The sequence below is a fragment of the Actinomyces oris genome (genome assembly GCF_001937665.1).
Lineage (GTDB): Bacteria > Actinomycetota > Actinomycetes > Actinomycetales > Actinomycetaceae > Actinomyces > Actinomyces stomatis.
In genome coordinates this window covers 1-13,636 of sequence record NZ_MSKL01000012.1, presented here as the reverse complement: position 1 = coordinate 13,636, position 13,636 = coordinate 1, and the positions used below count along the sequence as shown (strand labels likewise).

Sequence of the window (13,636 nt, the reverse complement as noted above, 5' to 3'; positions counted from 1 at the left end):
CGGGTGCTGACGAGAGTGCGGCGCTGGTCGTCACAGCACACCTCCGCGACCGGTGAGGTCCATGAAGACGTCCTCGAGGCTCTGGGCCTCGCGCCGCACCTCGTGCAGTTCGACGCCGGCGCTCACCAGCCGGTTGATGAGCTCGGCGACCGTCTCCTTCGACATCCCCGGGATGCGCACGCCCTGTGGCGTCAGCGTCGGGCCTGTGGCAGAACCGGTGACGGGAACGGCGGTCGGGTTGGGTGAGGCGGACGCGTCGGGGGCACCGGCCGCCGTCAACGCCGCGAGTGCTTGCGTCGGCACCAGCCCGGCCAGGACCTGAGGGTTCAGGACGGCCTGCGGCGTCGGGGTGACGACGAGCACGTCCGGCACCGAGCGTTCCATGAGCTCGGCGCGCGTGCCCTGGAAGACGAGGCGGCCGGCCGACAGGATGCCGAGCGTGGATGCCATGCGGTCGATCTCGTCGAGCAGGTGGCTGGAGACCATGACGGTGACGCCCTCGTCGGAGAGCTCGACCAGCAGCCGGCGTACCTCCTCGATGCCGGCCGGGTCCAGGCCGTTGGTGGGCTCATCGAGGATGAGTAGCTCGGGCTGGCGGGCCAGCGCCAGCGCGATGCCGAGACGCTGCTTCATGCCCAGTGAGTAGGTGCGCACCAGGCGGTCCTTGTGCTCGGTCAGACGTACGAGCGCCAGGGCGCGGCTGACCTGCTGGTCGCTCAGTCCCTGCATCTTCGCCGCGATCCGCATGTTCTCCGCGCCCGTGAGATGGCCGTAGCCGGGTGGGTTCTCGATCATGGAGCCGGTGCGCGACATGATCTCGGCGCGTGTGGCGGAGCTGAAGGGCCGCCCGAGCACGCTGATCCGCCCGCGCGTGGGCGCCAGGAGTCCCAGCAGCATCTTCATCGTGGTCGACTTGCCCGAGCCGTTGGGGCCCAGGAAGCCATAGACGCTCCCGCGCGGCACCACGAGGTTGAGTCCCTCAACGACAGTGCGCTTGTCGAAGGTCTTGGTGAGGTCGTGGGTGAGGATGACGGCGTCGGAGGCCGCCGCTCCGGGGCCCGGTCCGCCGGCCTGCGGGAGGGGAACCGGAGGGGCGGTCCGGGCTGGCTGAGGCGGCGCTGAAGGCGCTGGTGGGATGCGATGCGAAGTCGTCATGGGAACAAGGCTGCTCGTACCGGGTCGGGCGATCATCAGCCCGTGGTCTGCTTCTGGAACCGGTGACATGGCGAGGCTCATACCCGGGTATGAAATCCCAGCGGCGCCCTCTGGGGCTCGCGATCGCGACGGTACGGTTCAGGCATGAGAAAACGGCTGGGTCGCGAGGCGGCGCGGGCGGACTCGGCGGCACCAGCGCCGACGTCGGCCGGGCGTGTGCCCCCGGCGGGTCCGATCTCAGCCGCCTGGCGCGACCTGCGCTCGGCCCCGTGGACGACGGCGTCCGACGTCATCATCGCGCTGGCCTTCTTCTTCCTGTTGTGCATCAGCCGGCCCGACTCGGCTCCATGGCTCATCGAGGGGGCGGGGCCGGTGTTCCACTCCCTGCTGGTGGGGGCTTGCGCCCTGGCTCTGGTCGTCCGGCGCCACTCCCCGCTGCTCTTCGTCCTGGTGGCCGGCATCTGCCTGAGCGCGCACCTGGTGCTGTTCACGGAGTTCTCCGTCTTCTTCGTCGTGACCGGCTTGATCGCGGTGGAGACGACGCAGTCCCGCCTGGAGGCGCCATGGCGATGGGTGGCGCTCGTCCTCGAGCTCGTGGGCGTGGGCCTGGCGACAACGCGCGTGTACCACCTCATCGGTGGCTACATCCACGCGGGTGAGGCGCGGATGGTCGTCGTCGTCAATATCTGGCTGGTGACGATGGTGACGGCCTTCGTCGGCGCTGCGCGGCGCCGCAGCCGCGACCGTTACAACCGGGCCCTCGAGCGGGCCTCAGTGCTCGAGGCTCAGCAGGCCGCCGAGCGGCGCCTCGCGGTCATTGAGACCCAGCAGCGCATCGCCCGCGACGTCCATGACCTGCTCGGCCACAGTCTCACCGTCATCGCCATGCAGGCCGAGGGCGCCCGCGCCATCTTGGCCACCGATCCGGCAGCTGCCGACGAGGCCCTGGCTGTCATCGGAGAGACCTCCCGCCGCTCCGTCGATGAGGTGCATGCCCTGGTCGACATGCTGCGTTCCGATGCCGATGCCGCCGATGTCGATGCGGCCGCGGCGCCCGGTTCCGCTGCTGGTAGGGGCTCTGATACCGGTGCCGCCGGTGTGGGCGGTTCCGGGGCTGCCGGCCGTCCCTCCGGTGGTACCGGCGGCGGGGCTTCCGGCACTGTTGAGGCCGGAGCCGAGGATGGCACCGGAACCGGAGAGGCGACGTCGGGCCAGCACGTGGAGCTTCTGCGCGAACCGGTGCGTCAGGCGCAGCGGGCGGGACTGCCCGTCACCCTGGAGGCCGACCCGACTGGCCGGATCCCCTCGGCGGTAGCGCAGGTCCTTCACCGGGTGGTCCAGGAGTCGCTGACCAACGTGCTGCGCCACGCTCCCGGTGCGGTCACGAGAGTCTCGCTGCGCACCGAGGCGGGGCTCGTCATCCTCGTCGTCGAGAACGCCCAGGTCCCGAAGTCGCTGGTAGGAGATGCGGACCCTGCGCCGAGGACTGACGACCGTTTGTATCGCCAGAACACCGAGGAGCAGACGGACGCCATGCCGGCGGAGGCGCCGTACGAGTCGGTCGCGATGCCTCGCCTTGCGGTGAGCATCTCCGAGGGCACGAGGCACTGCGGCTTCGGTCTCATCGGCATGCGCGACCGGGTCGCCCAGCTCGGAGGCACCTTCACCGCAGGTCCCACGGCTGAGGGTGGATGGAGGGTGACGACAGAGCTCCCCTGTGTTCCACAGTGAGAGCCGATTCCGCTCGTATGGCGAACCTCGCAGGGTGTCGTCGGCACTTCGTCAGTACAAAACCGCACAAGCCGACCCTGGAGGGCGGATACTTCCGGTGAGTTGCCGTCAAGAAGGAGAGGTGCCTGTGATCCGCCTGGGTCTGGCCGATGATGAGCCGCTGTTCACCATGGGGCTGGCCATGCTGCTGGGGGCGCAGCCGGATATGGAGGTCGTCTGGCGCGCCGTCGACGGCAACGACGCCCTCAGGCGCAACGCCGCCGACCCCGTCGACGTGCTCCTCCTCGATGTCCAGATGCCCGGGCTGGACGGACTCGCCGCGACTCGAAAGCTCATGGCCCGCGGCACCACCGGACGGGTCGTCATCCTGACCACCTTCGACACCGACGGCTACGTCATGGGTGCCATCGAGGCCGGTGCAGCCGGCTTCCTGCTCAAGAACACCCCGCCCCAGGACCTCATCGCCGCGATCCGCACCGTTCACGACGGCGACTCCGTCATCTCCCCGGGGCCCACTCGCCGGCTGCTCACCGCCGTGCGCACCGGCCAGGTCAGCGGCGTTCTTCCCGGGGGCGGTGCTGGGCGCCACGCCTCCGAGGACTCGGTCGAGGCGGTTCGGACCGCCGAGGCCTCCCAGCAGGTCGCAGCCCTCACCCAGCGCGAGCGCGAGATCCTGACACTCATCGCCCTGGGGCTCACCAATCAGGAGATCTGCGACCGGGAGTGGCTGTCCATGCCCACGGTCAAGACCCATGTGAGCCACCTGCTGTCCAAGACCGGCTGCCGCGACCGGGTCCAGCTCGTGCTGCTGGCCCTGCGCGGCGGCGTCGTCGACCTCGACGACGTCCTGGGCCGGGCCTGAAGGCGAGCACTCAGGCCGCTTGCCGCTGCACCAGGACGGCCACGGTGCGCGCGGGAACCGAGATCGTTCCGCTGGCGCGGTCGAAGCCGGTGCGGCGCACCACCTCATCGGCCCCCTCGGCCTGGATGGGGGAGAGGCGGAAGTTCCGGCCCGCCAGCTCGGGCAGCGGCTGAGTGAGCGTCTGCCCCGAGGCGTTGAAGACAGTCAGGACGGCGTCGAGCTCGGGGTCCACGTCGCTCCCACCCCGGGTGTCGTCGATGAGCATGACGATCACCCCCGCCGGCGCCCCGAAGCCCGCCCCCGGGAAGCTCAGCTTGTCCTGGATGAGGCGGGCGGACCCCAGGCTGAACAGTGGCGTCGAGGCGCGCAGCCGCAGCAGGTCCAGGGCCTGGGAACGGGCCGCCGCGATCTCCTCGGGCGAGGGCCGCAGCCAGTCGTCCTGCAGCAGCGGCCCCTGGATGCCCCAGGAGCCCTCATTACGGCTGGCCGGCGGCAGGCCCCGCCCGAAACCATTGGACTGGCCCGTGAAGTCGATGGCATTGAACCAGTCCCCGGAGTTGTAGGAGTCCCGGTCCAGGGACTTGCTGCGCAGCAGCTCAGTGCCCGCGCTCCAGAAGGCCGGCGACTGCGCCAGCGCCACCGTGGCCAGGCACACCGTGTTCATCCGCACCCGCTCGGCCACCGGCATGCCCTGAGGCAGCTTGTAGGCCAGCAGGTCGTAGAGCGTCTCGTTGTCGTGGGCGTCGACGTAGTTGACGTTCTCCTGGGGGTGGGAGGCGAAGGCCGCCGGCGCCCCGTTGTGGATGAGGTCGATCCCGCGGCGCACCGACCCGTCCGAGATCGTCATGACGTAGTCCTTGAGATTGCCCGCCAGCCCTAAGCGCACCAGGTCCGTGCGGTGCGCCAGGTCCGCCGACTGCTCGTTCCAGCTGCGGTGGTCCAGGCCGCTGGGCTGAGTGAGCAGACCGGTGCCGAAGCCCTGGAAGACGCGGTGGTCGGAGTCGAAGGCGCCCCCGCCGTGGACCGCGTCGCGCAGGCGGTCGTTGAAGGCGCCGATCCCGGTGCCGTCGAGCTGACCCTGGGTGGCCTGCACGAACAGGGCATTGCCCGCGACCTCCCCGAAGTTCCAGCCCTCCCCGTACAGGTAGATGGAGCGGCCGTCGACGCCGTCTGCCTCCAGCGTCAGCTCGTCCAGGGCAGCCCGCACACGCTCCATGACGGCGCGCGGGTGGTGGCCCATGAGGTCGAAGCGGAAGCCGTCGACCCGGTACCAGCGCGCCCAGCGCACCACCGAGTCGACCATGAGGCGCGCGCACAGGGCGTTCTCCGTGGCCGTGTTGGCGCAGCAGGTCGAGCTCGTCACCCGCCCGACGGCGTCGAGCCGGTGGTAGTAGCCCGGCACCACCCGATCCAGGACGCTGCGCGGGTCCTGCCCGCAGGCCGCCGTGTGGTTGTAGACCTGGTCGAGGACCACCTGGAGGCCCAGGCCGTGCAGGGCCCCTACCATCTCGCGGAACTCGACGACGCGCGCCCCGCCGTCCTGGTGGTCCTCGGTCGCGTAGGAGCCCTCCGGTGCGCCCCAGTGGAGCGGGTCGTAGCCCCAGTTGTAGGCGTCGTCGTCGGCCACCTCCGCGATGGCCGCCTGCTGGTCGGTCGAGGCCGGGTGAGCGCCGTCGGGGATGTTCGGGGAGCGCTGTGAGCCGCGGTGCTCGGGGATGGTGGCGATGTCGAAGGTGGGCAGCAGGTGGATCGTGTTCATACCGGCCCGGGCCAGCTCGGCCAGGTGGCGCACGCCCGCGGAGTCGGCCACTGTGAAGGCCCGGTAGGTGCCGCGCAGCTCGGGCGGGACGGTCTCGTCGGCGGCGGAGAAGTCCCGCAGGTGGAGCTCGTAGATGCTGCGGGCCGAGTCGTTGCGGACCGCCGGCGCCCGGGTGGCGGCCCACCGCTCGGGGGCCAGATGCGGGTCGGCCAGGTCGACGGCGACCGAGCGGGTCGAGTCCGTCGTCAGCGCCGTCGAGTAGGGGTCGGTGACGATGTTGGTCTCCACGCGCCGAGTGGAGGGCACGTAGACCCGCACCTCCCACAGGTACTGGCAGCCGGCGGTGATGGGGGCGCCGGGCCGGCTCGTCCCGGCCTCGTGGCCGGGGGTGCTCGCGGCGGAGGCGGCAGGGGAGTCAGGACGGTTGGCGACGACCCAGCGACCGTCACCCGAGCGGACCGCCGGAGTGCGTCTCGGCGGGCCGGGAACCTCGGGCACCGAGCCCAACGGGTCGCCGGTCTCCCAGGTCAGGAGGGTCACGGCCTGAGCGGTGGGTGCCCACAGGGCGAAGGAGGGGCAGCCGTCCGCGAAGGTGACGCCCAGCTCGGCGCGGGTGGCGGTCTCGGCGTAGAGGTGATCCAGGAGGATGGCGGTCTGCACCCCGGTGAAGGCGTCGAGGTGGGCGCCACTGACGTCGGCGGTCTCGGAGGGGTCCGGGACCCCGACGTACTGGGCGATCGCGACCTGGCCGGTCAGGGCGGAGGTGACGGCGTCGTCGTCGAGCAGGGGCGTGCCGGCGGCGTCGGTCGCACTCAGGGCGATATAGCCCTCCAGGTGGGGGTGCGCGGCCAGGACGTCGCCGGGCAGGTTCCCGACGATACGCAGGGGCGTGACCGTCGGGGCGGGCATACCGTCCGCGCCCAGGATCCGGCCGTGGATGGCCGCGGCGCCGCCGTCGGGCGCCGTGATGAGACGCATGGCGAGGCCGGAGTCCGGGAGGGGGTCACCGGCGTCGGTGACGACGACCTCGCGGTCCATCCCCCTGGGCAGCAACGACAGCGGCCACGCCAAGGTGGTGGGGGTGACCCAGTAGGCGCGCTGCTCCTCGCTGCCGGCCACGGGTGGGAGGGCCGCGGTGGTGTCGAGTGTGCAGGTGAGCGTGTAGGTGAAGGTCATGGTGGTGTCCTCCCGAGTGGAGGCGCCGTGGTGGGACGCCGCCGGTCCTGCCGGTCGTGTCGCGTGCGGCCCCGTGGTGCGGGGATCGGCGGTGGGACCGCTCACCTCGTAGTCTCCCCTGGGCGGTGGGGCCCTGTCAGCCCGATGGTGGAATTGTCCTGCCCCGCCTGTGGACGTCGGACCGGGCGCCTTGAGCCTGGCAGGTGGACGTCTTTGTCGCCGCCTCAGGCGCTGTGGGCCGCCTTCGTGTCCAAATCGGTGACAAAGGCTGTTCTCGACCTCTGCGTGCCGATATAGAACCGCATGATTCCGCGGTTCTGTCGGCGGCCCGCTTGGGGCGCGGGCTCCTTTGCTGCAGATTTGGACATCCCACGTCCGCTGTGCGCAGTTCCGGTCGTATACGACTGGCCCGGCTCGCCCAGACTGTGGGGCAGACCGGGTCGGACTGTCGAGTCCCGGCTGCGGTGGCCGTCTCGTCTACTCGCTGCTCGCAGCGGGACCGAGGCTGTCGGACGGCTCGGCGGTGCGGATCTTGCTGCCATCCTCCCCGCCGTCCTTGCGCGGTCGGCCCCGCCCACGCATGGGGGCGGCCTTGACGCCGCGTCCGGCGTCGTCGAGCGCGCGGCGCAGCAGGACCTCGATCTGGGCGTTGACCGAACGCAGGTCGTCCGCCGCCCACTTGGCGATGGCCGCGTGGACGGCGGGATCCAGCCGGAGCAGGACCTGCTTGCGCTCTCTGCCGGACACGGCTCAGGCGTAGAGGGAGCCGGTGTTGACGACGGGCTGGGTGCGCTGGTCGGAGCAGAGCACCACCAGGAGGTTGGAGACCATCTGGGCACGGCGTTCGTCATCCATGGTGACGATGTCGTCGGCCTCGAGGCGCTTGAGGGCCTGGTCGACCATGGACACGGCGCCCTCGACGATCTGCTCGCGGGCTGCGATGACGGCGCCGGCCTGCTGGCGCTGAAGCATCGCCTGGGCGATCTCGGGGGCGTAGGCCAGTGAGGAGATGCGCACCTCGACGATCTCCAGGCCCGCCAGTGCCACCCGGGCCGCGACCTCGGCCGCCAGCTCGGCGGAGACGAGATCCGTGCCGCCGCGCAGCGAGGTCTCGCCCGGGCCGGGCTCGTCGTAGGGGTGGGTGGTGGCCACGTGGCGCAGCGCGGACTCGGCCTGCGCCTTGATGAACTCCTCGTAGGCCTCGACGGCGAAGACGGCGCGGGCGGTGTCGGCCACCTGCCACACGACGATGGCGGCGATGTTGACGGGATTGCCGTCCAGGTCGTTGACCTTGAGCTCATGAGTCTCGAAGTTGTGGACCTTGATGGAGACCTTTCTGCCGGCGGTCAGCGGCGGGACGAGCACGAGGCCCGTGTGACGCACGGTGCCAATGTAGCGGCCGAGGAACTGACGGACGCTGGTCTCCCCGGGCACCACGACGGTGAAGCTGCTGAACAGCGGAAGGGCGATGAGGAACCCGACGCTCCCGGCGGCGATGCGTAGCACGGCTCCCGGCTCGCCCGCGTCGGCGGCGACGCCGCCGACGATGAGGAGGGTGATCGATCCGGCGGTGAGCGCCAGGATGAGGAGCAGGGCGAGGAAGGCGGGGCCGGAGCCCGCGGCCAGGGCCGGCTTCTCCGTGATGTCGACGCGGCTGGAGGCGTGCTCGGGAGCGTTGACGGGCTGGTCGGGCGCGTCAACAGGGGCGGGGGAGTCGGTGGCGTGAGACGAGGGTGTGGGCATAAGAACCTCCTTGGGGTAGCAAAATGATATCTATTTTTTGCGGAGGTGCAAGCGGCGCTGTTCGTGCGATGTTGCTGGTGGACCGAGCGGGGTGGTGCGGGTCGGAGGAGTCGGACAGGTGGGTGCCGGTACTGATGTCACCGCCAGGTCCTACGCTCGGGGCATGGCTCGTTACGCGTCCGAACCGGACTCGCCCTCACTGTTCGACGCCGCCGGCCCCGACGGCTCCGGCCTCGTCGACGACCCGTCCCGCCCGCTGGCCGACCGACTGCGCCCGCGGGCGCTCGACGACGTCGTCGGCCAGGACCAGCTGCTCGCCCCGGAGGCCCCGTTGGGTCGCATGGTGGCCTCCGGCCGTCTGTCCTCGATCGTCCTGTGGGGCCCGCCGGGCTGCGGCAAGACGACGATTGCCCGACTCCTGGCCGACCGCACCGGCCTGGTCTTCGAGCAGGTCTCGGCGACCTTCTCCGGGGTGGCCGACCTGCGCAAGGTCTTCGCTGCCGCGGCCCGCCGCCGCGAGATCGGGCAGGGAACGCTCCTGTTCGTCGACGAGATCCACCGCTTCAACCGGGCCCAGCAGGACTCCTTCCTGCCTTACGTTGAGGACGGGACGGTCGTTCTGGTCGGCGCGACCACCGAGAACCCGAGCTTCGAGCTCAACGGCGCCCTCCTGTCGCGCTGCCAGGTCATGGTCCTGCGTCGCCTGGACGAGGCCGCCCTGGCCGAGCTGCTGGCGCGCGCCGAGTCCCTGACGGGCCGCAGCCTCGCTCTGACCGAGGAGTCCCGCACCGCCCTGCTGTCCATGGCCGACGGCGACGGCCGCTACCTGCTGGGCATGGTCGAGCAGGTCCTCGCCGCCCAGGACGCGGCTCTCCGGGGTCCGGCAGGACCGAGGCCGGGCAGGTCGTCAGGGGTGGGTGGCGACCGGTCGAGCAGTGGCGAGTCAGACGGTGCCGGCGGTGAGAGCGGGTCCGGTTCGGGCAGCGGCGCCGGGCGGGGCGGCCTCGAGGCGGGAGGACCCGAGCCGGGCGGCCCGGAGCTGCTCGACGTCGAGGGGCTGCGCGCTGTGGTCGCCTCCCGGGTGCCCTTGTACGACAAGTCCCGCGAGGAGCACTACAACCTCATCTCCGCCCTGCACAAGTCGATGCGCGGCTCCGACCCGGACGCCGCCCTGTACTGGTTGGCGCGGATGCTGGGCGGGGGCGAGGACCCGCTCTACGTGGTGCGTCGGCTGGTGCGATTCGCCAGCGAGGACGTCGGCATGGCCGACCCGGCCGCGCTCCAGATGACGCTGGCGGCCTGGGACGCCTACGAGCGCCTGGGCTCACCCGAGGGGGAGCTCGCCGTCGCCCAGGCGGTCGTCTACCTGGCCACCGCGCCCAAGTCGATCGCCGTCTACCGCGGTTACGGCCGGGCGGCGCGCCTGGCGCGCGAGACTGGTTCGCTCATGCCGCCGGCCCACATCCTCAACGCTCCCACCCGGCTCATGAAGGAGCTCGGCTACGGCGAGGGCTACGAGTACGACCCGGACACGGCCGACGGATTCTCCGGCGCGGACTACCTGCCCGACGGCGTCGAGCGCCAGGCCCTCTACGAGCCCACCGCCAACGGCCACGAGCGCCGCATCCGTGAGCGGCTGGAGTACTGGGAGGGACTGCGGGCGCGCAAGCGCTGACCTCTCGACGCCGAGCCCCGGCTCGGCGGGGTGGGACGGCAGCGTGAGACGGTGGGGTGGGATGGAGCGGAGCCGCTACTCCTCGCCGCGGCGCACGGCCTCCAGCATGAGGGTGGCGACATCGGTGACCCGCACGTCCGCGCCCTCGGAGGCGACGCCGTCGGAGAGCATCGTGGTGCAGAAGGGGCAGGCGGTGGCGATGACCTGCGCGCCGGTGCCGATGGCCTCGCGCGATCGTTCCACGGCGATGCGCGTCCCGATCGTCTCCTCCATGAAGGCGCGCGCCCCGCCGCCCCCGCAGCAGAAGCCCCGCTCGCGGCTGCGTGGCATCTCCACCGTGGTCGCGCCGGTCGCCTCCAGCAGCTCGCGCGGCGGAGAGTAGACCTGGTTGTGGCGGCCCAGGTAGCAGGCATCGTGGTAGGTGATCGTTGGGATCACCGGCTCGCCCGCCGCCTTGCCGGGCGCCTCCCGGTTCGACGACTCTGCCGGGGTCTCGCTCTGAGGCGCTGCGCTCTCTGTGCTCTCCGCAGGAGTATCGGCGGCCGGTGAGTCTTCGGCCGCCTCCGAGGCGGGCGTCGACGTGGCCGGGGATGCGGAGACGGATGGGTTGTCGGGCGCCGTCGAACCGTCCGCGGCCTGTGGCGGCAGGGGGCGCAACCGGCCCTCGCGCACGAGCCGGTTGAGCAGCTGGGTGTAGTGGAGGACCTCGTAGCGGCCCCCGATCTGCGGGTACTCCCGCGAGATCGTGTTGAAGCAGTGCGCGCAGGTCACCACGATCCTCTGCGCCCCGGCCTCGTTCAACGTCTCCACGTTCTGCGCGGCGAGCATCTGGTAGAGGATCTCGTTGCCGGCGCGCCGGGCCGGGTCGCCGGTGCAGGTCTCGGCGTCGCCGAGCACCGCGAAGCTCACCCCCGCGGTGTGCAGCAGCTCGGCCACGGCCCGCGTCGTCTTCTTGGCCCGGTCCTCGTAGGCGCCGGCGCAGCCGACCCAGAACAGGTAGTCGATGTCCGCGGTGCTCTCGACGTCGTCGCCGATGACCGGCACCTCGAAGTCCAGGTTCTTGGCCCAGTCCATGCGCTTGCGCGCCGGCAGGCCCCACGGGTTCCCCTTGGACTCCATCTTGCGGAACATGCCGCCGAGCTCCTTGGGGAAGGCCGACTCCATGAGCACCTGCTGGCGGCGCACGTCGACGACGTGGTCGACGTGCTCGATGTCCACTGGGCACTGGTCCACGCAGGCCCCGCAGGTGGTGCAGGCCCACAGGACGTCGGCGGGGATGACCTCGCCGGCCAGGGGGGCCGGCCGCGTGGCCACGCCCGTCTCGGTGGGGGCGGCCTTGGCGGCCAGCAGCGCGCCGAGCACGTCGCCGGTGTGGGCGGTGCCCGGCTCCAGGCCCAGGTTCGTCTCACGCGCCAGGCCGTCGTGCATGCCCAGCGCCTTGCCGACCAGCCCGCCGGAGGTGGGGCGGGAGGCCACCATCTCCTCGGTGACGTCGTCGGGCTCGACCCCCAGGGCGCTCGCGGCCCGCAGGTAGGGGGCGGCCGCTGCGTGGTGGTCGCGCAGCGCCATGACGAACAGCTTGGGGGACAGGGGCTTGCCGGTGTTCCACGCCGGGCACAGGTCCTGGCAGCGGCCGCACTCGGTGCAGGTGGAGAAGTCCAGCAGGCCCTTCCAGGTGAAGTCCTCGATGCGGCCCACGCCCAGACGCACCTCGGGGCCCTCGCCGGAGTCGGCGGCCTCCATGGCCTCCTCCAGTGCGTCCATGGTGGCCTCGGTCAGGGGCTCGTCGCCGACCATGAGCGGCTGAAGCGGGCCCAGGGCCTTGGAGCCGTCCACCTCGCGGCGCGCGTAGACGTTGAGGATCGCCAGGAACCGGTGCCAGGCCACGCCCATCGAGGGCTGCAGGCCCACGACGACGAACCAGGTCATCGACAGCACCACCTTGATGGTGGCGACGACGAGGATCGCGTTGCCCAGGGCACCGGTGCCCAGGGGGCTGAGCAGGCCGCCGGTCCAGGCCGTCAGCGGGAAGTGCGTCCAGGAGGCCAGAGCCCGCTCGGCCGGGTCGGGGGAGGCGGCCAGATGGGCGTGCTCCAGCATCCGCAGCGCCAGCACGCAGGCGACCACGCCGATGATCGTGGCCTCGACGAACTTTGCCTGGGCCGACGACGAGCCGGCGAAGCGCGAGGTGCGTGGACGTTTGCCGCCGTCGGAGTCCGGGGCGTAGGGCGGGGCGGCCCGGCCGGCCCGAGTCAGGTGCCAGCGCAGGATCGTCAGCCCCACGATCCCGAAAGCGGACAGCCAGCCGATGATCTCGACGACCCAGGCCCACCAGGCGGCGTGCCCGATGAGCGGCAGCGCGAAGTCGGCCCCGCCCAGCACCTGCCCGTAGCCGGCCACGAGCGTGAGGAACAGCAGCGGGAAGGAGACCATGACCAGCCAGTGGGCGGCCTTGATGAAGGGGCGGCCCTTGAAGGCGGTGTGGCCCACGAGCGCACCCAGCGTGAGCGCCAGGCGCCGGCCGACCGGGCGCAGACGCTCCGGCGCGGTCGCGCGGCCCACAGCCATGCGGGCGCCAATAGTGAAACAGGCGCGTGCGAAAACTGCGATACCGATCGTCGTGGCGATGACGACGATGACGACACAGACGATCTGCACGGCACTCATCGGGGCGGGCTTCCTCAGGTCTCCGAAGGCAAAGGCGGAAGCGCTGGGAGATGGCCGGTGGCGCCCCGGAGGGTCGCCTGCGCGGCACACCGTTGGCGCTTCCCTTCAGCCTACCTGTGGGTCGGCGGGGAGCTGGAAGAGGCGGCTGAAGCGCGGCAGAGGAAAAAGTGTCACGATTGGCGACTTTTCGAGGCGCGGCCGGCGGCCCCGAGCCCGGCTGGATCCCCGGAGACTAGCTCTGACCTGCGCAGACGCCGTGGCGCCGAGTGTGCGGAGGGTCTTTGCGAACGGTGTGCCGGCGGGAAAAGTCGCCAATCGTGACACGTAGCCACCAAAAAGTGCCGGCCCCGCGATGGGGCCGGCACGGATGGAGTCCTCAGGCGCTGATGGCGCGCATCGCGTAGGGGGAGTCGGGGCGGCGGGCGCTGTACCACTTGGCGGCCTGGCGCAGCCCGAGCTCACGCACCAGGGTGACGGTGGCCCCGGAGATGATGGCGAAGGTGATGATCTCGGCCAGCTTGTAGTTGAGGAGCTGGTCCTCCTCACGCGGGGCGGGCCGGCCGGAGATCGCCCGCCAGCCGAGCGCCACGACCTTCTCGGCCACGAACCCGGAGGCGAGCGTGGCCACGGCCGCGGTCGCCTTCCACATGAAGTCGGTGGTCTGGTCGATCTCGACGGGGTCCTGTGCGCTCATTGAGTCCTCCTTGCGCCCCGGTCGGGCGGCGTCGTGGGTGCCTGCGTACTGGTGGTGGGCCGGCGGAGTCGGCCCGTTCCGTCCCGATCATGCCGCACCCGGGCCGACGGCGCAGCCAGTGTCCGCCCGCGTGGCGCCGACTGCGGGCCTGCGTGGTCGTACCTTAGGTGTACT

Annotated in this window: 9 protein-coding genes; 3 read left to right on the top strand and 6 right to left on the bottom strand. The window is 71.3% G+C overall.

Annotation, left to right across the window (positions count from 1 at the left end):
- Window positions 1-30 precede the first annotated feature (30 nt).
- Window positions 31-1,155 carry an ABC transporter ATP-binding protein gene (locus BKH28_RS05625; RefSeq protein ID WP_075417877.1) on the bottom strand — a complete coding sequence of 375 codons (1,125 nt, stop codon included), beginning with the start codon at window positions 1,153-1,155 and terminating at the stop codon, window positions 31-33.
- Window positions 1,156-1,299: 144 nt separating this feature from the next.
- On the opposite strand from BKH28_RS05625, the gene BKH28_RS05620 reads away from it, so the two are divergent.
- A complete protein-coding gene (locus BKH28_RS05620; protein ID WP_178388834.1) occupies window positions 1,300-2,886 on the top strand; it encodes a sensor histidine kinase in 1,587 nt (528 codons plus the stop codon).
- A gap of 127 nt (window positions 2,887-3,013) precedes the next feature.
- On the top strand, window positions 3,014-3,748 hold the full coding sequence (locus tag BKH28_RS05615) for a response regulator (RefSeq protein WP_075417876.1): 735 nt from the start codon (window positions 3,014-3,016) through the stop codon (window positions 3,746-3,748).
- A 10-nt stretch (window positions 3,749-3,758) separates the two neighbouring features.
- On the opposite strand, the gene pulA is transcribed toward BKH28_RS05615, so the two are convergent.
- The 3 genes from pulA to BKH28_RS05600 all read right to left on the bottom strand — a co-directional run bounded on the left by pulA (window position 3,759) and on the right by BKH28_RS05600 (window position 8,426).
- On the bottom strand, window positions 3,759-6,683 hold the full coding sequence (gene pulA / locus BKH28_RS05610; RefSeq protein ID WP_075417875.1) for a pullulanase-type alpha-1,6-glucosidase: 2,925 nt from the start codon (window positions 6,681-6,683) through the stop codon (window positions 3,759-3,761).
- A gap of 477 nt (window positions 6,684-7,160) precedes the next feature.
- On the bottom strand, window positions 7,161-7,430 hold the full coding sequence (locus BKH28_RS05605; protein ID WP_075417874.1) for a hypothetical protein: 270 nt from the start codon (window positions 7,428-7,430) through the stop codon (window positions 7,161-7,163).
- A 3-nt stretch (window positions 7,431-7,433) separates the two neighbouring features.
- Window positions 7,434-8,426 carry an SPFH domain-containing protein gene (locus tag BKH28_RS05600; RefSeq protein WP_075417873.1) on the bottom strand — a complete coding sequence of 331 codons (993 nt, stop codon included), beginning with the start codon at window positions 8,424-8,426 and terminating at the stop codon, window positions 7,434-7,436.
- Window positions 8,427-8,589: 163 nt separating this feature from the next.
- On the opposite strand from BKH28_RS05600, the gene BKH28_RS05595 reads away from it, so the two are divergent.
- Entirely contained in the window at window positions 8,590-10,101 is a 1,512-nt protein-coding gene (locus tag BKH28_RS05595; protein ID WP_075417959.1) for a replication-associated recombination protein A, read from the top strand.
- A 75-nt stretch (window positions 10,102-10,176) separates the two neighbouring features.
- On the opposite strand, the gene BKH28_RS05590 is transcribed toward BKH28_RS05595, so the two are convergent.
- Together BKH28_RS05590 and BKH28_RS05585 are read right to left on the bottom strand one after the other, a co-directional pair.
- A complete protein-coding gene (locus BKH28_RS05590; protein WP_075417872.1) occupies window positions 10,177-12,768 on the bottom strand; it encodes a (Fe-S)-binding protein in 2,592 nt (863 codons plus the stop codon).
- 376 nt (window positions 12,769-13,144) lie between these two features.
- Window positions 13,145-13,462 carry a DUF4235 domain-containing protein gene (locus tag BKH28_RS05585; protein WP_075417871.1) on the bottom strand — a complete coding sequence of 106 codons (318 nt, stop codon included), beginning with the start codon at window positions 13,460-13,462 and terminating at the stop codon, window positions 13,145-13,147.
- Between the last annotated feature and the right edge of the window lie 174 nt (window positions 13,463-13,636).